General features: G+C 73.0%; 20 protein-coding genes and 2 rRNA genes. 17 read left to right on the plus strand and 5 right to left on the minus strand.

Features of this window, described 5'->3' with window-relative positions:
• From ACZ7BZ_RS07395 to ACZ7BZ_RS07420, 6 genes are all read left to right on the plus strand, one after another.
• Positions 1 to 93 (plus strand): 23S ribosomal RNA (locus ACZ7BZ_RS07395); the annotation flags it as partial.
• 71 nt (positions 94 to 164) lie between these two features.
• A 5S ribosomal RNA gene (gene rrf, locus ACZ7BZ_RS07400) occupies positions 165 to 281 on the plus strand.
• Positions 282 to 532: 251 nt separating this feature from the next.
• The gene (locus ACZ7BZ_RS07405) at positions 533 to 3,124 is read left to right on the plus strand and encodes an ATP-binding protein (RefSeq protein ID WP_470357554.1); all 2,592 of its coding nucleotides are present in this window, start codon (positions 533 to 535) and stop codon (positions 3,122 to 3,124) included.
• 119 nt (positions 3,125 to 3,243) lie between these two features.
• Positions 3,244 to 3,924, plus strand: coding sequence for a response regulator (locus tag ACZ7BZ_RS07410; RefSeq protein WP_033351413.1), 681 nt, complete (start codon positions 3,244 to 3,246; stop codon positions 3,922 to 3,924).
• A gap of 85 nt (positions 3,925 to 4,009) precedes the next feature.
• A complete protein-coding gene (locus ACZ7BZ_RS07415) occupies positions 4,010 to 4,417 on the plus strand; it encodes an OB-fold nucleic acid binding domain-containing protein (protein ID WP_465742066.1) in 408 nt (135 codons plus the stop codon).
• A gap of 2 nt (positions 4,418 to 4,419) precedes the next feature.
• Positions 4,420 to 5,244, plus strand: a complete 825-nt coding sequence (locus ACZ7BZ_RS07420) for a DUF3159 domain-containing protein (protein ID WP_470357555.1) — start codon at positions 4,420 to 4,422, stop codon at positions 5,242 to 5,244.
• A gap of 124 nt (positions 5,245 to 5,368) precedes the next feature.
• On the opposite strand, the gene ACZ7BZ_RS07425 is transcribed toward ACZ7BZ_RS07420, so the two are convergent.
• Together ACZ7BZ_RS07425 and ACZ7BZ_RS07430 are read right to left on the minus strand one after the other, a co-directional pair.
• Positions 5,369 to 6,040, minus strand: a complete 672-nt coding sequence (locus ACZ7BZ_RS07425) for a potassium channel family protein (protein ID WP_350505498.1) — start codon at positions 6,038 to 6,040, stop codon at positions 5,369 to 5,371.
• Positions 6,040 to 6,708 (minus strand): potassium channel family protein, encoded by a 669-nt coding sequence (locus ACZ7BZ_RS07430; protein WP_380463572.1) that lies wholly within the window; start codon positions 6,706 to 6,708, stop codon positions 6,040 to 6,042. The genes ACZ7BZ_RS07425 and ACZ7BZ_RS07430 overlap by 1 nt, the downstream gene beginning before the upstream one ends.
• Before the next feature lie 247 nt (positions 6,709 to 6,955).
• Here ACZ7BZ_RS07430 and ACZ7BZ_RS07435 point away from each other — a divergent pair, with 247 nt between their 5' ends.
• On the plus strand, positions 6,956 to 9,031 hold the full coding sequence (locus ACZ7BZ_RS07435) for an APC family permease (protein WP_470357556.1): 2,076 nt from the start codon (positions 6,956 to 6,958) through the stop codon (positions 9,029 to 9,031).
• A gap of 398 nt (positions 9,032 to 9,429) precedes the next feature.
• Positions 9,430 to 10,764, plus strand: a complete 1,335-nt coding sequence (locus ACZ7BZ_RS07440) for a class I SAM-dependent RNA methyltransferase (protein WP_470357796.1) — start codon at positions 9,430 to 9,432, stop codon at positions 10,762 to 10,764.
• 125 nt (positions 10,765 to 10,889) lie between these two features.
• Here ACZ7BZ_RS07440 and ACZ7BZ_RS07445 read toward each other — a convergent pair whose 3' ends face one another.
• On the minus strand, positions 10,890 to 11,084 hold the full coding sequence (locus ACZ7BZ_RS07445; RefSeq protein ID WP_465742059.1) for a hypothetical protein: 195 nt from the start codon (positions 11,082 to 11,084) through the stop codon (positions 10,890 to 10,892).
• Between the two features lie 317 nt (positions 11,085 to 11,401).
• Between ACZ7BZ_RS07445 and ACZ7BZ_RS07450 the strand changes: the two genes are divergently transcribed.
• Positions 11,402 to 11,638 carry a toxin-antitoxin system HicB family antitoxin gene (locus ACZ7BZ_RS07450; RefSeq protein ID WP_270146936.1) on the plus strand — a complete coding sequence of 79 codons (237 nt, stop codon included), beginning with the start codon at positions 11,402 to 11,404 and terminating at the stop codon, positions 11,636 to 11,638.
• Positions 11,635 to 12,063, plus strand: coding sequence for a fic family toxin-antitoxin system, toxin component (locus tag ACZ7BZ_RS07455; protein ID WP_188305350.1), 429 nt, complete (start codon positions 11,635 to 11,637; stop codon positions 12,061 to 12,063). Before ACZ7BZ_RS07450 ends, ACZ7BZ_RS07455 begins: the two co-directional genes overlap by 4 nt.
• Before the next feature lie 26 nt (positions 12,064 to 12,089).
• On the opposite strand, the gene ACZ7BZ_RS07460 is transcribed toward ACZ7BZ_RS07455, so the two are convergent.
• A complete protein-coding gene (locus ACZ7BZ_RS07460; protein ID WP_470357557.1) occupies positions 12,090 to 13,025 on the minus strand; it encodes a GNAT family N-acetyltransferase in 936 nt (311 codons plus the stop codon).
• Between the two features lie 233 nt (positions 13,026 to 13,258).
• Here ACZ7BZ_RS07460 and ACZ7BZ_RS07465 point away from each other — a divergent pair, with 233 nt between their 5' ends.
• The 6 genes from ACZ7BZ_RS07465 to ACZ7BZ_RS07490 all read left to right on the plus strand — a co-directional run bounded on the left by ACZ7BZ_RS07465 (position 13,259) and on the right by ACZ7BZ_RS07490 (position 18,678).
• Complete coding sequence (locus ACZ7BZ_RS07465; RefSeq protein ID WP_470357558.1) at positions 13,259 to 14,152, plus strand: ATP-grasp domain-containing protein; 894 nt, start codon at positions 13,259 to 13,261, stop codon at positions 14,150 to 14,152.
• Positions 14,149 to 14,958, plus strand: coding sequence for an ATP-grasp domain-containing protein (locus ACZ7BZ_RS07470; RefSeq protein ID WP_470357559.1), 810 nt, complete (start codon positions 14,149 to 14,151; stop codon positions 14,956 to 14,958). Before ACZ7BZ_RS07465 ends, ACZ7BZ_RS07470 begins: the two co-directional genes overlap by 4 nt.
• A 142-nt stretch (positions 14,959 to 15,100) precedes the next feature.
• Positions 15,101 to 15,943 (plus strand): putative RNA methyltransferase, encoded by an 843-nt coding sequence (locus ACZ7BZ_RS07475; protein WP_470357560.1) that lies wholly within the window; start codon positions 15,101 to 15,103, stop codon positions 15,941 to 15,943.
• 165 nt (positions 15,944 to 16,108) lie between these two features.
• A complete protein-coding gene (locus ACZ7BZ_RS07480; RefSeq protein ID WP_470357561.1) occupies positions 16,109 to 17,473 on the plus strand; it encodes an AAA family ATPase in 1,365 nt (454 codons plus the stop codon).
• A gap of 44 nt (positions 17,474 to 17,517) precedes the next feature.
• Complete coding sequence (locus ACZ7BZ_RS07485) at positions 17,518 to 17,904, plus strand: nucleotide pyrophosphohydrolase (RefSeq protein WP_470357562.1); 387 nt, start codon at positions 17,518 to 17,520, stop codon at positions 17,902 to 17,904.
• Positions 17,905 to 18,072: 168 nt separating this feature from the next.
• Positions 18,073 to 18,678 carry a DUF6099 family protein gene (locus tag ACZ7BZ_RS07490; RefSeq protein WP_470357563.1) on the plus strand — a complete coding sequence of 202 codons (606 nt, stop codon included), beginning with the start codon at positions 18,073 to 18,075 and terminating at the stop codon, positions 18,676 to 18,678.
• On the opposite strand, the gene ACZ7BZ_RS07495 is transcribed toward ACZ7BZ_RS07490, so the two are convergent.
• The gene (locus ACZ7BZ_RS07495) at positions 18,624 to 18,860 is read right to left on the minus strand and encodes a hypothetical protein (RefSeq protein ID WP_470357564.1); all 237 of its coding nucleotides are present in this window, start codon (positions 18,858 to 18,860) and stop codon (positions 18,624 to 18,626) included. The genes ACZ7BZ_RS07490 and ACZ7BZ_RS07495 overlap by 55 nt on opposite strands.
• Before the next feature lie 310 nt (positions 18,861 to 19,170).
• Here ACZ7BZ_RS07495 and helR point away from each other — a divergent pair, with 310 nt between their 5' ends.
• Positions 19,171 to 21,330 carry an RNA polymerase recycling motor ATPase HelR gene (gene helR / locus ACZ7BZ_RS07500; protein WP_470357565.1) on the plus strand — a complete coding sequence of 720 codons (2,160 nt, stop codon included), beginning with the start codon at positions 19,171 to 19,173 and terminating at the stop codon, positions 21,328 to 21,330.
• The last annotated feature ends 59 nt before the right edge of the window (positions 21,331 to 21,389 follow it).

The following is a 21,389-nucleotide window of genomic DNA, read 5'->3' on the forward strand; positions in this document are numbered from 1 at the left end:
GGCTCCCAGTAGACGACTGGGTTGATAGGCCGGATATGGAAGCCCTGTAAGGGGTGGAGTTGACCGGTACTAATAGGCCGAGGGCTTGTCCTCAGTTGCTCGCGTCCACTGTGTTGTTCTGAAACAACGACCGCCCTGCCGGCGGGTCGACAGTTTCATAGTGTTTCGGTGGTCATAGCGTGAGGGAAACGCCCGGTTACATTCCGAACCCGGAAGCTAAGCCTCACAGCGCCGATGGTACTGCAGGGGGGACCCTGTGGGAGAGTAGGACGCCGCCGAACAATTCTTCAGAAGAACCCCCATCCGGTTTCCGGATGGGGGTTCTTCGCGTTGTGCCGGAAATCGGACGGAATCCGGCGGGCGGGCGTCGGGTGACCCCCGCCGAGTGGCTGGGTTCCGTCAATATGCCGCTAAAACCGCCTGATCAGTGCACCGATCAGCGGAATACCGCCGCTCACGCCGTAGTCTCGAAGGCGGGGGAACAGGTGTCCGGGGGTGGCTCCCGGACGGAGCCGGATCAAGAATGGTGCTCATGGGACGAGGCAGGCTGCGCATCTACCTCGGGGCGGCCCCCGGGGTCGGCAAGACGTACGCCATGCTCGCCGAGGCACACCGGCGGCAGGAGCGTGGCACGGACGTCGTGGTGGCGTTCGTGGAGGACCACGGCCGCCGACGGACCGCGGACCTCGTCGCCGGGCTGGAGGTCGTGCTGCGGCAGCAGGTGGTGCACCGGGGTGCGCGGTTCTCCGAGATGGACCTGGACGCCGTGCTGGCGCGTCGCCCGCAGGTGGCGCTGGTGGACGAGCTGGCCCACACCAACGTGCCCGGCTGCCGCAACGAGAAGCGCTGGCAGGACGTCGAGGAGCTGCTCGCGGCCGGGATCGACGTGATCTCCACCGTGAACGTCCAGCACCTGGAGTCGCTCGGGGACGCCGTCGAGGGCATCACCGGGGTGCGCCAGCGCGAGACCGTCCCGGACGAGGTGGTCCGCCGGGCGGATCAGATCGAGCTGGTGGACATGTCCCCGCAGGCGCTGCGGCGCCGGCTGGCGCACGGCAACGTCTACATGCCGGAGAAGATCGACGCCGCGCTCGCCAACTACTTCCGCCCGGGCAACCTGACCGCGCTGCGCGAGCTGGCGCTGCTGTGGACCGCCGACCGGGTGGACGAGTACCTGCAGAAGTACCGCGCCGAGCAGGGCATCGTGGGCACCTGGCAGGCCCGGGAGCGGATCGTGGTCGGCCTGACCGGCGGCCCGGAGGGGGCGACGCTGATCCGCCGGGCGGCCCGCATCGCGGCCCGCGTCTCCGGCGGTGAGCTGCTGGCCGTCCACATCTCCCGCTCGGACGGGTTGGCCGGCACCGGTTCACCGCAGACGCTGATCGAGCAGCGCGCCCTGGTGGAGAGCCTCGGCGGCTCCTTCCACAACGTCCTGGGCGACGACCCCGCCGAGGGGCTGCTGGAGTTCGCCCGCGGGGTGAACGCCACCCAGATCGTGCTGGGCACCAGCCGCAGGCCCGGCTGGCAGTACCTGTACGGGCCCGGCGTCGGCACCCTGGTCACTCAGAAGGCCGGGGACATCGACGTCCACATGGTCACCCACGAGCACGCCGGGCACGGGCGCCGGAACAAGATACCCGTGCGGCGGATCACCGACCTGGGCCGGACCAGGACCGTCGCAGGCTGGCTGATCGGACTGGTCGGGCCGCCGGTGCTGGCGCTGGTGCTGACCACCATCGGCGGGCTGGGCCTGTCCACCGACATGCTGCTGTTCCTGTCGCTGACGGTGTGCGCGGCACTCGTCGGCGGGCTGCTGCCGTCGATCGGTTCGGCGCTGGTCGGCTCCTCGGTGCTGAACTTCTACTTCACCCCGCCGCTGCACACGTTCTCGATCAACGAGCCGCAGAACATCATGGCGGTGGCGATATTCACCGTCGTCGGGTGCTCGGTCGCCTCCGTGGTGGACCTGGCGGCCCGGCGCACCCACCAGGCGGCCCGTGCCCAGGCCGAGGCACAGACGCTCAGCGCGCTGGCCGGCACCGTGCTGCGCGGCGCCCCGAATGGGGACGGGGTACTGGCCGCACTGATGGAACAGGTCCGGGAGACCTTCGGCCAGGAGAGCGCCGCGCTGCTGGAGCGCCCGGAACCGACCGGCGGCTGGGCGCCGGTCGCCACCGCGGGGCCGCACCCGCCGCAGCGGCCCGAGGAGGCCGACGTGGACGTCCCGGTCGGCGAGAGCCTGGCCCTGGTGCTGCGCGGCCGGGTGCTGCCCGGCACCGACCGGCGGCTGCTGGGGGCGTTCGCCGCGCAGGCCGCCGTGGTGCTGGAGCGCCGCGGGCTCGCCCGGGAGGCCGCCGCCGCCCGTCGGGAGGCCGAGGGCAACCGGATCCGCACCGCCCTGCTGGCCGCCGTCTCGCACGACCTGCGCACCCCGCTGGCGGGCATCAAGGCCTCGGTCACCTCGCTGCGCTCGGCCGACGTCGAGTGGGACCCGGAGGACGAGGCCGAGCTGCTGGCCGGGATCGAGGCCGGCGCCGACCGGCTCGACCACCTGATCAACAACCTCCTCGACATGAGCCGGCTGCAGACCGGCACCGTCACCCCGCTGATCCAGGAAACCGACCTGGACGAGGTGGTGCCGTACGCGCTCGGCGGGGTCCCGCCGGAGTCCGTCCGGCTGGAGGTGCCGGAGACGTTGCCGATGATCCGGGCCGACGGCGGGCTGCTGGAGCGCTCGCTGGCCAACCTGGTCGAGAACGCCGTCAAGTACAGCCCGGACGGCGTCAAGGTCCTGGTCAAGGCCGACGCCCTGCAGCCGCCCGGCCGGACCGGCCGGGTCGAGTTGCGGATCGTTGACCGCGGCCCGGGCGTGCCCGAGGACGCCAAGGAGCGGATCTTCGCGCCGTTCCAGCGCTACGGGGACGCGCCGCGCGGCGCCGGGGTCGGCCTCGGGCTCGCGGTGGCGCGCGGGTTCGTCGAGGCGATGGACGGTACCGTCACCGCGGAGGACACCCCCGGCGGAGGTCTGACCATGGTCGTCAGCCTGCCCGCCGTCGAACGGCCGCCCGAACCGGACCGGGTGGGCGGCGAGGGCGACGATCCGCTCTCGGAACTGATCACGTGAGTTCCGGCTGATCGCGGCAGGCCCGGCGCAGGTCCGGCCCACCGCCCGGCGGCCCACGGTGCACGAACAGCCAAGACACAGTCCGTAAGATCCGACAGCCTGAAAGGCGGAGCCCGTAAATGACCCGGGTCCTCGTCGTGGACGACGAACCGCAGATCGTCCGCGCACTGGTGATCAACCTCAAGGCCCGCAAGTACGAGGTGGACGCGGCCCACGACGGGGCGAGCGCGCTGGAACTGGCCGCCGCCCGCCACCCGGACGTGGTCGTCCTCGACCTGGGTTTGCCCGACATGGACGGCGTCGAGGTGATCCGCGGCCTGCGCGGCTGGACCCGGGTGCCGATCATCGTGCTGTCAGCCCGGCACGCCTCCGACGAGAAGGTCGAGGCCCTGGACGCCGGTGCCGACGACTACGTGACCAAGCCCTTCGGGATGGACGAGCTGCTCGCCCGGATGCGCGCGGCCGTGCGCCGGGCCGAGCCGGTCGCCGGGGAGGACGACTCGCTGGTCGTCACCGAGAGCTTCACCGTCGACCTCGCAGCGAAGAAGGTCAACCGGGACGGCACCGACGTACGCCTCACGCCCACCGAATGGCACCTGCTGGAGGTGCTGGTCCGCAACGCCGGTCGGCTGGTCAGCCAGACCCAGCTGCTCCAGGAGGTGTGGGGCCCGGCCTACCGCACCGAGACCAACTACCTGCGGGTCTACCTCGCCCAGCTGCGCCGCAAGCTGGAGCGGGACCCTTCGCACCCGCGCCACTTCATCACCGAACCGGGCATGGGCTACCGCTTCGAGAGCTGAGCAGGGGTTCGAAGACCGGCCCGTACGGCCCCCCGGCGGCTGCGACTCCTGCCGCCGGGGGGCCGGAACCCGGTACCCTGCCGACATGAGTGGTGACAACAGCAGCGGCCAGCCGCAGGGGCGGTTCCGCCGCATGCTCAGCCGGCTGACCTCCTCGGCCGAGGAACTGGACGCCGAGGACCTGCGCCAGGAGAGCGCCGCCGAGTCCGGCTGCACGCCGATCGCCGGCTGCACGGACCGGCAGCTGGTCACCGTCGCGGGCACGCTGCGCACGGTGACGCTCCGCCCGCGGGCCGGGGTACCGGCCCTGGAGGCCGAGCTCTTCGACGGCACCGAGGCACTGGAGGTCGTCTGGCTCGGCCGCCGCTCGATCGCAGGGATAGAGCCGGGCCGCCGGCTCGTCGCCAGCGGCCGGATCAGCCACGCACGCGGGCGCCGCGTGCTGTTCAACCCCCGATACGAGCTGCGTCCGGTGGGACACGGGAGCGAATGAGCGTGAGCAACCACCCCGGCGGCGACGCCGCCGCCCGGATCGACCTGGACGCCACCGACGTGGCGGCCTGGCAGCACGCCGCCGCCACGGAGGCCGCGGACGGACTGGCCCGGTCGATCGAGGGCACCGCGCCGGCCGCCGAGCGGCCCCTGGACCCGGCGGCCGCCGAAGCCGCCCGGAAGGCCGCCTCCAAGGAGGCCGCCGACACCGTCCTGCAGGCCTTCGGCGGCGTGCGCGGCATGATCGACATGACGCTGCCCGGTCTGGTCTTCATCCTCACCTACAACGTCACCCACCAGGTCAGCGCCGCCGCCTGGGCCGCGCTCGGCCTGAGCGCGCTGTTCGTGGTGGCCCGGCTGGCCCGGCGGGAGACCATCCAGCACGCCTTCAGCGGGGTGTTCGGCGTCGCCCTCGGCGCCTGGATCGCGATGAAGAGCGGCAAGGCCGAGGACTTCTACCTCCCCGGCCTGCTCTGGAGCGTCGGCTACTGTGCGGCCATGGCGGTCTCCGCCCTGGTGCGCTGGCCGATGATCGGGGTGATGCTCGGCCCGATCACCGGTGAGATGTTCACCTGGCGCAAGGAGAACCCGGGCCGCCTCGCCGCCTACACCAAGGCGACCTGGGCCTGGGTGGTGATCATGGGCCTCAAGCCGGTGATCCTCTTCCCGCTGTACTTCACCCACAACGTCAACCTGCTCGGCTGGCTGAAGGTCGCCCTCGGCATCCCGCCGCTGCTGCTGGCGATGTACGTCACCTGGCAGATCCTGCTGAAGGCGCCGCCGCCGATCAAGGCGCCGCTGGACGACGAGGAGGAGCCGGCCAAGTAGCCGCTCCCCGCTCCCGCCCGCTACGGCCGAGGGCCCGCACCCTCCTGGGGGATGCGGGCCCTCGGCCGTACGCGCGTGCGGTTCCTGCCGTGCAGGTTCCCGCTGGGCGGTCGCTGGGCGGTTCCTACTGGGCGCCGGAGGTGGCCGACAGCAGCTGCTCCAGCTCCTCCTCGCGCTCCTGCGCCGCGACGAAGAGCAGCTCGTCGCCGCCCTCCAGGGTGTCGTCCTTGCCCGGCACCAGCACCCGGCCCTCGCGGATGATGCTCACCAGGGCGGTGTCCTGCGGCCAGGAGACGTCGCCGACCCGGGTGCCGACCAGCTCGGCCTCGCCGGCCAGGGTCAGCTCGACCAGGTTGGCATTGCCCTGGCTGAAGCGCATCAGGCGGACCAGGTCGCCGACGCTGACCGCCTCCTCGACCAGGGCGGACATCAGCCGCGGCGTGGACACGGCCACGTCCACGCCCCAGGACTCGTTGAAGAGCCACTCGTTCTTCGGGTTGTTCACCCGGGCGACCACTCGCGGCACGGCGTACTCGGTCTTGGCGAGCAGCGAGACGACCAGGTTGACCTTGTCGTCACCGGTCGCGGCGATCACCACGTGGCAGCGCTGCAGCGCCGCCTCGTCCAGCGAGGTGATCTCACAGGCGTCGGCCAGCAGCCACTCCGCCATGGGCACCCGCTCCACCGAGATGGAGTTGGGGTTCTTGTCGATCAGCAGGACCTCGTGACCGTTCTCCAGCAGCTCGCCCGCGATCGAGCGGCCCACGGCACCGGCACCGGCAATGGCGACCCGCATCAGTGACCCTCCTCCTTCGGTCCCTGCGCGAACGCGGCCTCGACCGCCGTCAGATCGGCCCGGCGCAGCATCACGTGCACCAGGTCGCCCTCCTGCACCACCATCTGCGGCGAGGGGAGGACCCCCTCGCCGAGCCGGGTCACGAACGACACCCGGGCGCCGGAGGCCTCCTCCAGGCGGCTGACCCGCTGACCGACCCAGCCCGGGTGGTACGCGACCTCGGCCAGCTGCACGCTGCCGCTCGGGTCCTGCCACAGCGGCTCGGCGCCGCTCGGCAGGAGCCGGCGCAGCATCTGGTCGGCGGTCCAGCGGACCGTCGCCACGGTCGGGATGCCCAGGCGCTGGTACACCTCGGCCCGGCGCGGGTCGTAGATCCGGGCCGCGACGTTCTCGATGCCGAAGGTCTCCCGGGCGACCCGGGCGGCGATGATGTTGGAGTTGTCGCCGCTGGAGACGGCGGCGAACGCGCCGGCCTCCTCGATGCCCGCCTCGCGCAGGGTGTCCTGGTCGAAGCCGACGCCGGTCACCCGGCGCCCGTTGAAGCCGGCGCCCAGGCGACGGAAGGCGGTCGGGTCCTGGTCGACCACGGCCACCGAGTGGCCCTGTTTCTCCAGGGCTCTCGCGAGGGCCGAGCCCACGCGGCCGCAGCCCATGATGACGATGTGCACCGGCGCTACCTCACCCATCCCGAAGGGTTCTTGACCTGCGCAAACACCGTTCATCTCCCTTTCCCGCCCGGTCCTGCCGGGACGAGGGTTCTCGTGGGGCGTCGGCCGGACTCCGCTCGACAACCAGAGTGTTGCCCACCGACTCGTATCCGACACGCTAGCCGGTCCACCGAACACAGTCGCGACGAAGGGGGGGATGAACGGCGCAAGTGCTGCCGGGAAAGCCCTACGATTCCTTAACGTGCCTATGCCGACTGACCTTCCGAAACGCCTCCTGATCGGGCGCGCCCTGCGCAGCGACAAGCTCGGAGAGACGCTCCTTCCCAAGCGGATCGCGCTGCCCGTCTTCGCCTCGGACGCGCTCTCCTCGGTCGCGTACGCCCCCGAGGAGATCCTGCTCACGCTCTCCGTCGCGGGAGCCTCGGCGATCCACTTCTCCTGGCAGATCGGCGTCGTGGTGGCGATCGTGATGCTCGCCGTCGTCGCCTCCTACCGGCAGAACGTGCACGCCTACCCCAGCGGCGGCGGTGACTACGAGGTGGCGACCGTCAACCACGGTCCGGCCTCCGGTCTGGTGGTTGCCGCGGCCCTGATGGTCGACTACGTGCTGACCGTCGCCGTCTCCACCACCTCGGGCGTCGCCAACGTGGTCTCCGCCGTCCCGGCACTGCGCGGCCACGAGATGATCGTCTCGGTGGTCGTGGTCGTGGTGCTGATGGGCATGAACCTGCGCGGGGTGCGCGAATCCGGCTCCGCCTTCGCCGTCCCCACCTACGCCTTCATGGCGGGCGTGATCGGCATGGTCGGCTACGGCGTCTTCCGGCACTTCGTGCTCGGCCAGTCCATGCCCGCCGAGAGCTCCGGTTTCCACCTCGCCGCCACCCCCGGCAACGACTCGCTGGCCGGCTTCGCGATGGTGTTCCTGCTGCTGAAGTCCTTCTCCTCCGGCTGCGCCGCGCTCACCGGTGTCGAGGCGATCTCCAACGGCGTGCCGGCCTTCCGCAAGCCGAAGAGCAAGAACGCGGCCACCACCCTGCTGCTGATGGCGAGCATCGCCGTGGTGATGTTCATGGGCATCATCTGGCTGGCCAGGCTGACCGGCGTGCAGATGGCCGAGAACCCGACCGAGCAGCTGGTCGGCGCCGGCTCCGGCTACCACCAGAAGACCGCGCTGGCGCAGATCAGCGAGGCCGTCTTCAACAACTTCACGCCCGGCTTCTACTTCGTCGCCGCCGTCACCGGCCTGATCCTGGTGCTCGCCGCCAACACCGCCTTCAACGGGTTCCCGGTGCTCGGCTCGATCCTCGCCCAGGACCGTTACCTGCCCCGCCAGCTGCACACCCGCGGCGACCGACTGGCCTTCTCCAACGGCATCATCCTGCTGGCGATCGCCGCGATCCTGCTGATCATCGCCTTCAACGCGGATCCGACCCGGCTGATCCAGCTCTACATCGTCGGCGTCTTCGTCTCCTTCAACATGAGCCAGTCCGGCATGATCCGGCACTGGACCCGGCTCCTGCGCACCGAGACCGACCCGGCCAAGCGGCGCCACATGCAGCGCAGCCGGGCGATCAACGGCTTCGGCCTGGTGATGACCATGGCGGTGCTGATCGTCGTCCTGGTCACCAAGATCGGCCACGCCTGGATCGCGATCGCCGCGATGGTCGTGCTGTTCGTGATGATGAAGGGCATCCGTCGCCACTACGACCGGGTCTCCGACGAACTCATCGCCGCCGAGGAACCGGACGACGTGGTGCTGCCGACCCGGGTGCACGCCATCGTGCTGGTCTCCAAGCTGCACAAGCCGGCGCTGCGCGCCCTCGCCTACGCCAGGCTGGCCCGTGCCCAGACCCTGGAGGCCGTCACCGTCAACGTCGACGCGGCCGACACCGCAGCGCTGCGGCGGGAGTGGGACGAGCGGGGCATCGAGGTCCCGCTCAAGGTGCTGGACTCGCCGTACCGGGAGATCACCGGGCCGGTTCTGGACTACGTGAAGAACCTGCGGCGCAGCAGCCCGCGCGACGTGGTCGCCGTCTACATCCCCGAGTACGTGGTCGGCCACTGGTACGAGCACCTGCTGCACAACCAGAGCGCGCTGCGGCTCAAGGGGCGGCTGCTGTTCAAGCCCGGTGTGATGGTCACCTCGGTGCCCTGGCAGCTGGAGTCCTCCGAGCGGCGCAAGCCGCAGAAGGCCTGGTCGGCCCCGGGATCCGTCCGCCGTGGCGAGCCGCGGGCGCCGAAGGCCGTAAAGTCGAAGGATTCCGACCGTGCCGGTGCGAATGCCGGTGCCACCTCCGACCGCAGCAAGGACTCCTCCCAGTGACGCGCAACACTTCGCCCCGCTCCTCGGGCTCCTCCGGCGCCTCCGGCAAGGGCAAGGGCGCCCGTCGGGGCGGCTCCCAGCCCGGACAGGTGGCCCGGCCGCGCTGGGGCAAGCCGCAGCGCCCGGAGGCCACCGACCGTGAGGGGCTGACGGCGCGCACGGCGCCGGTCGTGCCGGGGGAGGCCCCGGTCGAGAAGGCCGTTCGGGACGGGAAGGCGGCCCGGGCGGAGAAGCCCGTGCGCGGTGAGAAGGCCGCTGGTGGCGAGAAGGCCGGGCGCGGTGAGAAGGCCGGGCGAGGCGGGAAGCCCGTCCAGGACGGCAAGGGCGCGGAACCGGCCGGCCGGAAGGCGCCGCGCAAGCAGGCGGTGCGGCCGCCGAAGGCGCTGCGCGGCCAGTCCGTGCGGGCCGCGCGGCCGGAGAAGCCGTCCGGGGAGCCGCTGGTCGGCGAGCGCTACGAGGTCGAGGTCGGCCCGGTCGCGCACGGCGGCGGGCACTGCGTGGCCCGGCACGAGGGGCGGGTGCTGTTCGTCCGGCACGCGCTGCCCGGCGAGAAGGTGGTCGCGCTGGTGACCGAGGGCACCAGCACCTCGCGCTTCCTGCGCGCGGACGCGGTGGAGGTGCTGGAGCCCGCCAAGGACCGGATCGAGGCGCCCTGCCCGTTCGCCGGGCCGGGCAAGTGCGGCGGCTGCGACTGGCAGCACGTCACCCCGGGCGGGCAGCGCAAGCTCAAGGCGGCCGTGCTGACCGAGCAGCTGGCGAAGCTGGCCGGGCTGACCCCGGCCGAGGCGGGCTGGGACGGCAGCGTCGAGCCGGTCGGTGGCAAGCTGCAGGCCGGGCAGGTGCCGGCCTGGCGCACCCGGGTGCAGTACACGGTGGACGCGGAGAGCGGCAAGGTCGGGCTGCGCAAGCACCGCTCGCACGAGGTGCAGGTCATCGACCGCTGCCTGATCGCCGCCGAGGGTGTCACCGAACTGGGCATCGAGTCCCGGGACTGGCCGGGGGTGGCGAGCGTCGAGGCGGTCGCCGCGACCGGCTCCTCGGACCGCCAGGTCGTCCTGACCCCGCGCGACGGCGCCCAGCTGCCGCTGGTCGAGCTGGACAAGCCGGTGTCGATCGCCCGAATCGACGACCAGGGCGACGTGCACAAGGTGCACGGGCGCGGCTTCGTTCGCGAGCGGGCGGCCGGACGGACCTGGCGGGTCAGCAACGGCGGCTTCTGGCAGATCCACCCGGAGGCGCCGGACACCCTGGTCGACGCGGTGCTGGACGGCCTGGACCCGCAGTGGGGTGAGAGCGCGCTCGACCTGTACTGCGGGGTCGGCCTGTTCGCCGGCGCGCTCGCCGACCGGGTCGGCGAGGACGGTGCGGTGCTCGGCATCGAGTCCGCCCCGCAGGCCGTGGTCGACGCCCGGCACAACCTCGCCGCGCTGGACAACGTGCGGATCGAGTGCGACCGGGTCGAGACGCTGCTGCCGCGCACCGGCATCACCGCCACCGACCTGATCGTCCTGGACCCGCCCCGCTCCGGCGCCGGGCGCGAGACCGTCGGCCACCTGGTCGGCCTGGAGGCGCGCCGGATCGCGTACGTGGCCTGCGACCCGGCGGCGCTCGCCCGGGACCTGGCGTTCTTCCGCGAGGGCGGCTACCGGCTGGTCTCGCTGCGGGCCTTCGACCTGTTCCCGATGACCCACCACTTCGAGTGCGTGGCGATCCTGGAGCCGGCCGGGGCCTGACCCCGGTGACGCCCGAGGAGGCGGCCCCCGTCGTGGACGGGGGCCGCCTCCTCGGCTTTGTGGGCCCTCTTGTTGGGGGCTCGGCGGTTCTCGGTGATGCTCGGCGCTCTCGTGGGTAGCGGGGGCTACCCGTTGCTCTCCTCCTCGTCGGCGCTGTGCGGAAGGTCGATGCCGTGTTGGGCGGCGAGCCTGAGGAGTGAGGCGACCCGGCCCTCGTATGCCTGGACGCCGTCGGCGTCCCCTTCGGCCCGGGCTGCCGCGAGGTCCCGCCGGGCCTGGGCGAGCTGCTCGCGCAGCTCCTGGTCGAACATGGCTGTCATTGCCGGCCTCCACAAAACCGGTCGGTGCCGCTCGGGGAACGCTCAGGGGAGTTCAGATTCCCGGATGCTTCGGGACTCTTCAAGTCAGGTCCGGTCGGGTTCAGGGTAGGTCCGGTGGGTTCAGGGTAGGCCTGGTCACGGGTGGGGCGGCGTCGGGACGGCGCCGGGCGGGTTCGGTGGCGGGCTCGGTGCAGGGTTCGGTGACAGGGGTGGGGCGGGTTCGGTGACGGACAGGTTGCGTGGGGGCGTGCGGCAGGTGTGCGGGCGGTGTGCGTGCGCCCTTGTTGTGCTAGCACTTCGGCGCTAGCTTGAACGACATGGGCAAGAAGCAGCTGAACGTCCGAGTGGACGCCACGACCGCGGAGATGGCCCGGGAACGGGCGGAGCAACAGGGGATCAGCATGAACCAGTACATCGAACGCCTGGTCCAGCAGGACATGGGTGAGTCGGGACGCGCCTTCATCGACGCCGCCGCGCAGTTCATGAAGGAGTACGAGACGGCCTTCCTCGCCGAGTTCGGGGAGTCGGGCGAGCTCCAGGACGTGCGCCGTTGAAGCTGGAGGTCGACCTCTCGTGGCTGCTCATGACCGCGGAGCAGTACACGCCCGGTGACCCGCAGGTCACCGACTACGGGTCGCTGCTCGCGGCCGTCACCCGGCACCAGGCCGAGATCTTCGACATCTCCGTCTACCCCGAACCCCAGGACCGCGCCGCCGCGTTGATGCACCAGCTCATCAGGGTGCCCGCTCTGGAGAAGACCAACGAACTCTTCGCGACCGCCGTCGCCTACGCCTATCTCGTCGCCAGTGGCTGCACCGTCGCCACCACCGCCCGCGAGGTGCGCAGCCTCTCCCGAGCCATTCGGGAGGGGAGGCTGGGGGTGTCCGGGGTCGCCGAGCGACTGGCGGCCTGGGTCGTCGACGAGGCCGAGGGGGAGGGTGTCACTGGGGCGGAGGACGAGGACGAGGACGACGACTGAGTGCCGTCCTCGCCCGGGGGCGCGTCCTACGCTTCGGCGTCGGGGGTGGCGTCGGGGTCGGCGTCGGGGGCGGTTCGTGCGGAGTCGGGAGTCGCCTGTGCGGTGTCCGGGACGGTGGGCTCCGCGATGAGGGCCGTCGCGAACGGGCGGAAGCCGGCCCGACGGTAGATCCGGGCGACGTCCTCGTCGGCGGCGGACAGGAACACCGTCCGCACTCCGTTGGCGCGGGCGTGCGCCACCAGGGCCGCGGTGACCGCCAGAGCCAGCCCGCGCCGCCGGGCGGAGGGCAGCGTCCCGACGCCGACCACCTCGGTGACCGCGCCCACCGGGTTGTGCTGGCCGGCGCACAGCACCTCGTCGCCGTCGCCGTCCAGCACGGCGGCCAGCACGGAGACGCCGTCGGTGATCCGCCGAGCGATCCGCGCCACCGCGCCGGAAGCCGTCAACTCGGCCACACTGGCCGCCAGTTCGGCCGATCCGGCGGCGCCGATGGCGGTACCCGGGCTGCCGAACGCCACGTGCGGGACAGCGACCGCGGCGGCCAGCTCGGGGGCGTCCGCGGCCAGCACCCGGACCTCCACCCGCTCCGGGGGGGCCGGTGCCGGGGCCGCCTCGTCCTGCGGGCCGAGCACCAGCAGCGGGTGCTCGTGCACCGTCAGCCCGGCCGCCTCCACCGCGGCGCGCAGCTCCGGGTTCTGCTCGGCCACCCACTCGAAGGCCTCCGGCACGCCCAGCTCCCGCTGCCGCGCCAGTACCCGGCGGACGTCCTCGGCGGTGGCGGCCGGGCCGTCGTGGCCGGGGGTGGGGCGGGCGTAGTAGTGCCAACCGGTGCTGCCGTTGCGGACGAACAGGGTCAGTGGGCCGAAGTCCTCGGCGGTGGCGGCGCTGCGCGGTACGGCGTCGTAGTAGCGCTCGATCCCGGTGAGCAGGGCGTGGTCCGGATCATGATCAGCTGAAGTCACGGCGTGCATCCAAGCAGGGGCGCGGATGGGGTGCCACCGTATTTGCGCGGACGGTCGCTCGAGCGGTTCGGCGGCCGGTGTCACGAGGGCGGCTCGGCGCTCGATTGTTGCCGAACGCTTACCAGGTCGCGGCGATCTTGTGCGTGTACGCCGGGCATGCTGAGGCCTTCACAGCTCTGCCGAGGGGGACGGCGGACGTCCGTACTCGGCGAGGCAAGGGGGAAGTCAGGTCCATGAGGCTCTGCTTTCTGGTGGAGGAACACTACCGGCGGGACGGCATGCCGCTGGACGTGGTGCGTCAACTCACCGCGTGGGGTCACCGGGTGGACGTGCTGCGCCCCGGTGACTCGCTGATGGCGATCTCCGAGGCGGTCCGGGCCGGAAGCCACGACGCCTGGGTGCTCAAGACCGTCTCCGGCGGCCCCGGACTCACCCTGCTGGAGGCCGCCGCCGCCGTGGGGCTCACCACCGTCAACGACGTCCGCTCGATCCGCGGCGTCCGGGACAAGGCGCTGGCCTCGGTGATCGCCCGCACCCGCGGCCTGCCCGTCCCGGTCACCTACGCCGCCGCCCGTTGGGAGCGGCTCGCCGAGATCCCGGCGGCCGAGTACCCGCTGGTCGTCAAGCCGGCGGACGGCAGCTCCGGGCGCGGCGTGCGGCTGGTGGCCGGGCCCGACGACCTGATCGGGCTCGGGCCCGAACTCGCCGCCGAGGGGCTGCTGATCGCGCAGCCGTACGTGCCCAACGGTGGGACGGACCTCAAGGTGTACTGCGTCGACGGCGAGCTCTTCGCGACCGAACGGGAGTCCCCGTTGCACCCCGGGCAGGGCGTGCGCGAGCGGCCGGTGCCGTTGCCGGGGAGCGTTGCGCGGATCGCGACGCAGGTGGGCGAGGTGTTCGGGCTGGACCTGTACGGGGTCGACGTGCTGCTCGCGCCGGACGGGCCGGTGGTGGTGGACGTCAACGACTTCCCGAGCTTCCGGCAGGTGCCGGACGCGGTGGCGAAGGTCGCCCGGGCGGTGCTGCGGCTCGCGCGCAGCGGTACGGCGGTGTCGGTGCCCGCGCTGGTCGCGGCCGGGGGCGACGAGTACGACCGACTCGGCCTGGTGGACGGTGGGTTGCGGTGAGGGTCGGGCTGATCACGGGCGACCCGGGGCACCCGGTGCTCGCGGCCGCGGCCGAGCTGCTGGTGCGGCACGGCTGCCGGGTGGAGGCCGTGCCGATCGGCGACGGTGGTGTCGCTGCGGGGGCGCTCGCCGATGTCTATCTGCTCAAGGCGCGTACGCCGCAAGCGCTGGCGGTGGCAGCGGAGTTGGAGCGGCGCGGGGCGGTGGTCGTCAACTCGGCGGCGGCCACGGAGCTTTGCCAGGACCGGGTACGGATGGCCTCGCTCGCCCGGGGCGCCGGGCTGCCGTTCGCGGCCACCGTCGCGGCCGGGACGCTGGCCGAACTCGCTTCTCCTGCCTACCCGTTCGTGGTGAAGAGTCGACACAGCCGGCGGCACGACCTGGTCGCGCTGGTCGACGGCCCGGCCCGGCTGCGCGACCTCGCCGAACGCTGGCCGCAGGAGGAGGTCGTCGCCCAGCCGTACCTCCCGGGCAACGGCTGGGACCAGAAGCTGTGGGTGGTCGACGGGCAGGTGTTCGCGGCCCGACGGCGCTCCGAACTCGCTTGTGTGGTGGAAGAGTTGGAGGCGGCGCCGGAGTGGGTGCCGTCCGCCCGGCGGGCCGCGCTCGCGCTGCGGGTCGGGGAGGTGTTCGGCCTGGAGGTGTACGGGGTCGACCTGCTGGACGGGGCGGCCGAACCGGTGATCGTGGACGTCAACGCCTTCCCCGGGGTGCGCGGGCGGCCCGGTGCGCCCGAGGCGCTTGCCGGGCTCGCGTTGCGGGCGGCGCGGGAGCGGGGGCGGGGGCGTACTGCGGGATCGGTGTAGCGCGGTGCGGGTGCGGGTGCGGGTGCGGGTGCGGGCGCGGGTCGGTGCCGGGGTGGCTGGGGAGGCCGTCGGCGGGCGCGGGTGGTTAGGCTGGCTGGCGCCCCCGACCGGTCGGGGCCGAACGGCGAGAGAAGACGGAACGTTGCTGCAGGACATCGAGCCCTACCTGGCCTGCCCCCACTGCGCGCAGGACCTCACCCGGCACGAGCGCAGCCTGCGCTGCCCCGCCGGGCACAGCTTCGACCTCGCCAAGCAGGGCTACGTCAGCCTCCTCGCCGGCGACGCCCACACCGGCACCGGCGACACCGCCGAGATGGTCGCCGCCCGCTCCGACTTCCTCGCCGCCGGGCACTACCGGCCGATTGCCGACGCCCTCGCCTCGACGGCTGTCTCCGTCACGGGCGGTGGAGCGGACGGCCTGGTCGCGGACCTCGGCGCCGGCACCGGCCACTACCTCGCCCACGTCCTGGATGCCCTGCCCGGCCGGGTCGGCGCGGCCCTCGACATCTCCAAGTACGCGCTGCGCCGCGCTGCCAGGGCCCACCCCCGGATCGGCGCCGTGGTCTGCGACGCCTGGCGCCCGCTGCCGCTGCGCGAGGCCTCCGCCGACCTGATGCTCAACGTCTTCGCCCCGCGCAACGGCCCCGAGATCCGCCGGGTGCTGCGCCCCGGCGGCACCCTGCTGCTGGTCTCGCCCACCGCCCGCCACCTGCGCGAACTCGTCGCCACCCTGGGCCTGTTGTCGGTCGACGAGGAGAAGCAGCGCCGGATCGACGAGAAGCTCGGCCCGTACCTGGCGCCGGTCGACCAGCGGTCCGTCGAGTTCACCCTGCGGCTCTCCGCGCAGGACGTCCGGACCGTCGTCGGCATGGGGCCGAGCGCCTGGCACACCGACCCCGACCGGCTCGCGGCCGCCCTCGCCGACCTGCCGGAGCCGGTCGAGGTGACCGCCTCGGTGACGGTGGCCGCGTACCGGCGGCCGTAGGTCAGCGCCGTGCGATAGGGCCGCCACGTTGGGATGAATCTGGCGAGCAGGGACGTTTCGCCCCGCCGGGCTGCGGCTAACGTCCGACGGGTGAACCGCGACGCCGCCGCGCCCGTTGGCCCGGCCCAACTGCGCCCGGGGGCCCCGGAACCCCACCGGGCGCCCGTGCCACGCCCCACCGTCGAGGAGCTGCGGCTCACCGCCTTCAAGTCCTACCGGCGGGCCGTCCTGCCGCTCTCGCCGCTCACCGTGCTGCACGGGCCCGCCGGGGTGGGCAAGTCGAACGCCCTCGACGCGCTGGCCGCACTGTCCCGGCTCGCCCTCGGCGAGGAGATCGCCGGCTCCCTGGACGGACTGCCGGCCCGCACCGGCCCGCTCGCCGCCCCCGTGCGCGGCGGCCTGGCCGGCTGCGTGCCGCACGGGCGGGACGCCGTCATCCTCGGCTGCACCGTCCGCTCGCCGCGCGGCCGGATCCGGCTCGACGTGGTGATCCGCACCGACGGGACGGTCCGGATCGCCCGGGAGTCGCTCAGCCTCGACGGCCGCACCCTGGTGGACACCGGCGAACAGGACGTACGGAACGGGCGCGTCAACGTGTGCTGGCACAACGACACCCGCCAGGGGGACATCCGGGCGCCCTTCCCCAGCGGCACCATGATCACCGCCCAGCTGCCGCTGCGCGTCGCCGGCTCCTCCACCGGCGAGCGGCTCGTCCTGGCCGCCACCGAGGACCTGCTCACCGCGCTGCGCGAGGTCTTCCCGCTGCACCCCGTCCCCGCGCTGATGCGCGGCTGGGCCAAGGCCGACCCGCAGGCCCGGCTGCGCAGCAACGCCGCCAATATCTCCGCCGTGATCAACCGGCTCTCCCACGAGTGCCCGCGCCGGTACGGGCAGCTCCTGCGGGCCGTCCAGGAGGCCGCGCCGCACCCGCTGCTCGGGATCGCCCTCGCCGAGCGGGAGAGCGGGACGGGGCGGCGGGTGCTCGCGGTCTTCGACGAGGGCGTGCTCGGGCGCACCGGGGCCGACCAGGCCTCCGACGGCATGCTGCGCCACCTCGCCTTCGCGGCGGTGCTGCTGACCGGGGCAGGGGTGCTCGACCTCGACGTGGCCTCCGAGGTGCCGTGGGCGCACCGGCAGCTCACCGTGCTCGCCGAGGACCTCGGGGCCGGGCTCGCCGGTGAGCAGACCGCCTCGCTGCTGCGGCTGGCGCGGGACATGGCGGGGCGCAACCAGCTGCGGGTGGTGGCCGCGCTGCAGGAGCCGGGGGCGGCGCGGGAGGCGTTCGGGGTGGGGGACGGGCGGTCGGGTGGTGGGCGGTCGGGGGACGTGGCGCTGGTGGAGTGCCGGCGGGATCCGGCGACGGGGCTGACGGTGCTGCGGCCGGAGGCGGTGCGGGTGCCGGTCCAGTGCGGGCGCGGGGGGCAGGTGGGCGGTGGGGGCTCTTCGGACGGTGCGGGGTCGTCGGACGGTGTTGGCGGGGGTTCTCCGAGTGCGGTCGGGGACGGGGATGCGGTAGACCTGGGGGCGTGAACGAGCGTGTGACGAGGTCGGGGTCGGGGCCGGGGGAGTCGGCGGTGGACGGGGCGTCCGGGGGCGGGGCGGAGCCCGGCGAGCTGAGCCTGGAGGCGCTGCGGCTGAGGCTGGTGGAGTTCGCGGCGGCCCGCCGGTGGGAACCGTTCCACACGCCGAAGAACCTGGCGGCGGCGCTGAGCGTGGAGGCCGGCGAGCTGCTGGAGATCTTCCAGTGGCTCACGCCTGAGCAGGCGGCCGAGGTGATGTCCGACCCGGAGCGGGCCCACCGGGTGCGCGACGAGGTCGCGGACGTGCTGGCGTACCTGGTGCAGTTCTGCACGGTGGTCGGGGTGGACCCGCTGGAGGCGCTCGCCGCCAAGATCGAGCGCAACGAGGACCGCTTCCCGGTGCCGGGCACGGTGGCCGACGTCAATCCTGACAATCGCTGATCACCCGCGCGGGGGAGGGAAGTTATCCACACCCACCGGGTTATCCACAGCTTTCGAAATGCTGGATGCGGCCCACCCCGCCCTCCCCGCACGCTCTCCCCGTGACCACTCGACCGCCCCGGCGGCGGGGCCGGTCGACGGCGACGAGAAGCGGAAGGAGCGGGGGCCATGGAGGCGCTGCGACTGATCAGGACGGCCCGGCACGCGCTGGCCGAAGCCAGACACGTACCGGACGTACTGGCCGAGGCGCGCCAGTCCGCGCTGCTCACCGAGGCGGTGGGCGCGCGGCTGGCGGAGTCGGAGGACGACGACCTGGCGGGGCTCGGCCGACAGCTCTCGGAGGTCGGGGCGCACGCGGCGGTCTGTCTGGGCAGATCCGCCGTCACCGGTGCCCCGGTGCGTGCGGGGCGGGCCGGTCGGTTCGCCGAACTCGGAGAACCGGCGCTGGTGTTGGAGTCGTTGGAGGAACTGCTGGGAGAGGTCGGGGAGACGCTCGTGGTGCTGGCCTGTGGGGCCGACACCGAGAGCCTCTACTGGACGTGCATCGACGGGGTCGACGCGGTGTCGGAGTGCCGGGACGTGACCACGCGGCTGCGCGAGTCGGTCGACCGGGGCGGCGGGGCGGAGCCTGAACGGGCCGATCACGGTGCGCCGTTGCTCGTGGTCCGGCTCGAACCGCCGGGCGAGGGCGGGCCGGGCGAGGAGGGAAGGGCGCCGGACTACCGGGTGCCCGGCGCGGCCGGAGTGCCGGACGTGTCGGTGTCGGCCGGATAGACGGCGGCCGGGGTGGCGTCCCGGGCATCGGACTGCAGCGCGGCGAGGTCCGCGGTCACCGAGGCGAGCAGTTCCTGCATCTGCTCAAGCAGGGTCTTGGGGAGCGCGGGCCCGGCCGGGTCGCCGGTGACCGAGCCGGCCGGGCTGCTCGGGAACTGCGGCGTGGCAGAGGGTTCGGACATGACGGGGACCTCTCCGGATCGGTGGTGCGATGTGCCGCACCAACCAACGAACCGTTCCTGCGATCGGTCACCGCGCACCACTCGATGTGGTCCAACTCCGGTACGCCGTAAGCCTCTCGGGTGACCCGGGGTTGCCGCTGCAGCACGGCCTCGGCTAGGGGCGGAGCGGATCGAGGCGGGCGGAGGAGGGGGAAGGGGGAAGGGGGAAGAACCCACCCCTTGCCACTCTCAACGTATAACGCACCGGGGGCCTTGCGGCAAGGCCCCCGTGGTGGCGCACAATCGCAGGCCTCAGATCGGAGCTGATGCCATGACCCCCCTGACCACCAGCGCTTTCGACCTCCCCGAGCGGCTGTCCGCCAAGGCTGACCCCGCGCTCGTCGCGGCCGACGAGCGGCACTTCGCGGCGATCGCGGAGAGCCTGGAACGGGCGATCGCCGAACTCTCCGAGCAGCTCGACACCGTGCGCCGCGCCCCGGGCGGGGCCGGGCAGGCGGCGATGGACCGGGACATCGAGGTGCACCGGCTGAGCGGCCGGCTGCGCGCCCTGCGCCGTTACGGCCTGGACCTCTGCCTCGGGCGGATCGTGACCGCGGAGGACGGTGAGCCGCTGTACGTGGGCCGGCTCGGGCTGACCGGCAGCGAGGGTCGGCGGCTGCTGGTCGACTGGCGTTCGCCCGCCGCCGAGCCGTTCTTCGCGGCGACCCACGGTGATCCGATGGGCCTGGCGAGCCGCCGCCGCTACCGCTGGACCCGCGGCCGGATCACCGACTACTGGGACGAGGTGTTCACCACCGAGGGCCTGGCCGGGCACGCCGCGCTGGACGACCAGTCGGCGTTCATCGCCAGCCTGGGCGGCAACCGCTCGGCCCGGATGCGGGACGTGCTCGCCACCATCCAGGCCGACCAGGACGCGATCATCCGGGCCGGCTCGCGCGGTGCCCTGGTGGTCGACGGCGGTCCCGGCACCGGCAAGACCGTGGTCGCCCTGCACCGCTCCGCCTACCTGCTGTACTCCGACCCCCGGCTCGGCCACCGGCGCGGCGGTGTGCTGTTCGTGGGCCCGCACCAGCCGTACCTGAACTACGTCGCCGACGTCCTGCCCAGCCTCGGCGAGGAGGGGGTGCGCACCTGCACCCTGCGGGACTTGGTGCCCGAGGGCGCGGCGGCGGTGGAGGAGGCCGATCCGGAGGTGGCGCGGCTGAAGTCCTCGGTGGAGCTGGTGCGGGCGATCGAGAAGGCCGTCCGGTTCTACGAGGAGCCGCCGACCGAGGGGCTGCTGGTCAGCACCCCTTGGGCGGACCTCTGGGTGGGCGCCGGGGACTGGTCCGAGGCCTTCGACGCGCCGGACCCGGGCACCCCGCACAACGAGGCGCGCGAGCAGATCTGGGACGAGCTGGCCGCGATCCTGCTGGACAAGCTGGAGCCGGGCGAGGAGGAGGTCCCGCTCGAGCTGTTCCGGCGCTCGCTGCGGCAGGACCGCGAGCTGGTCGAGACGCTCAACCGGGCCTGGCCGTTGCTGGAGCCGACCGACCTGGTCGGCGACCTCTGGTCGGTGCCCGCCTACCTGCGGATGTGCGCGCCGCACCTGGCCCCGGAGGAGGTCCGCGCGCTCCAGCGCAAGCACGCCCCGCAGTCCTGGACGGTCTCCGACCTGCCGTTGCTGGACGCGGCCCGGCAGCGGCTGGGGGACCGCGGGGCGACGCTGCGCCGTCAGCGCCACCGGGCGTCGGTGGCCGCCGAGCGCGAGCGGATGGCGGAGGTGATCGGCGACCTGATCCAGGCCGACGACGACGGCGAGGGTGTGGTGACGATGCTCCGCGGCCGGGACCTCCAGGACACCCTGGTCGACGAGGACGCGCTGGACGGCGCCGACGCGGAGCCGCTGGCCGGCCCGTTCGCCCACGTCGTGGTGGACGAGGCCCAGGAACTGACCGACGCGCAGTGGCAGATGCTGCTGCTGCGCTGTCCGTCCCGGAGCTTCACCATCGTCGGGGACCGCGCCCAGGCCAGGCACGGCTTCGCCGAGTCGTGGCAGGAGCGGCTCGACCGGGCTGGCTTCGACCGCACCGCCATGGCCTCGCTGAGCATCAACTACCGGACCCCGGAGGAGGTGATGGCGGAGGCCGAGCCGGCCATCCGGGCGGCGCTGCCGGACGCCAACGTGCCGACCTCGGTACGTAGCAGCGGCATTCCGGTCCGGCACGGTTCGGTGGCGGAGCTGGCGGCGGTCGTGGACGGCTGGCTCGCCGAGCACGACGAGGGTGTCGCCTGCGTCATCGGCGATCCGGGCTTCCGGGAGCGGCCGCGGGTCCGTTCACTGACCCCGGAGCTGGCCAAGGGCCTGGAGTTCGACCTGGTCGTGCTGGTCGATCCGGAGGCGTTCGGCGAGGGCGTGGAGGGGGCGGTCGACCGCTACGTGGCGATGACCAGGGCCACCCGGCAGCTCGTCGTCCTGCGGAGTCGCTGAGGCACCCCCTGCCTACGGACGGGGGCCCGGCGCACATGCGCGCCGGGCCCCCGTCGTCC

It is taken from the genome of Kitasatospora sp. NPDC036934 (assembly GCF_055608425.1).

Bases quoted from the DNA above. Each gene is read 5' to 3' on its own strand.
- ACZ7BZ_RS07405 (WP_470357554.1), top strand. From the start codon at position 533: ATGGGACGAGGCAGGCTGCGCATCTACCTCGGGGCGGCCCCCGGGGTC.
- ACZ7BZ_RS07410 (WP_033351413.1), top strand. From the start codon at position 3,244: ATGACCCGGGTCCTCGTCGTGGACGACGAACCGCAGATCGTCCGCGCA.
- ACZ7BZ_RS07415 (WP_465742066.1), top strand. From the start codon at position 4,010: ATGAGTGGTGACAACAGCAGCGGCCAGCCGCAGGGGCGGTTCCGCCGC.
- ACZ7BZ_RS07425 (WP_350505498.1), bottom strand. From the start codon at position 6,040: ATGCGGGTCGCCATTGCCGGTGCCGGTGCCGTGGGCCGCTCGATCGCG.
- ACZ7BZ_RS07435 (WP_470357556.1), top strand. From the start codon at position 6,956: ATGCCGACTGACCTTCCGAAACGCCTCCTGATCGGGCGCGCCCTGCGC.
- ACZ7BZ_RS07445 (WP_465742059.1), bottom strand. From the start codon at position 11,084: ATGACAGCCATGTTCGACCAGGAGCTGCGCGAGCAGCTCGCCCAGGCC.
- ACZ7BZ_RS07450 (WP_270146936.1), top strand. From the start codon at position 11,402: ATGGGCAAGAAGCAGCTGAACGTCCGAGTGGACGCCACGACCGCGGAG.
- ACZ7BZ_RS07465 (WP_470357558.1), top strand. From the start codon at position 13,259: ATGAGGCTCTGCTTTCTGGTGGAGGAACACTACCGGCGGGACGGCATG.
- ACZ7BZ_RS07490 (WP_470357563.1), top strand. From the start codon at position 18,073: ATGGAGGCGCTGCGACTGATCAGGACGGCCCGGCACGCGCTGGCCGAA.
- ACZ7BZ_RS07495 (WP_470357564.1), bottom strand. From the start codon at position 18,860: ATGTCCGAACCCTCTGCCACGCCGCAGTTCCCGAGCAGCCCGGCCGGC.
- helR (WP_470357565.1), top strand. From the start codon at position 19,171: ATGACCCCCCTGACCACCAGCGCTTTCGACCTCCCCGAGCGGCTGTCC.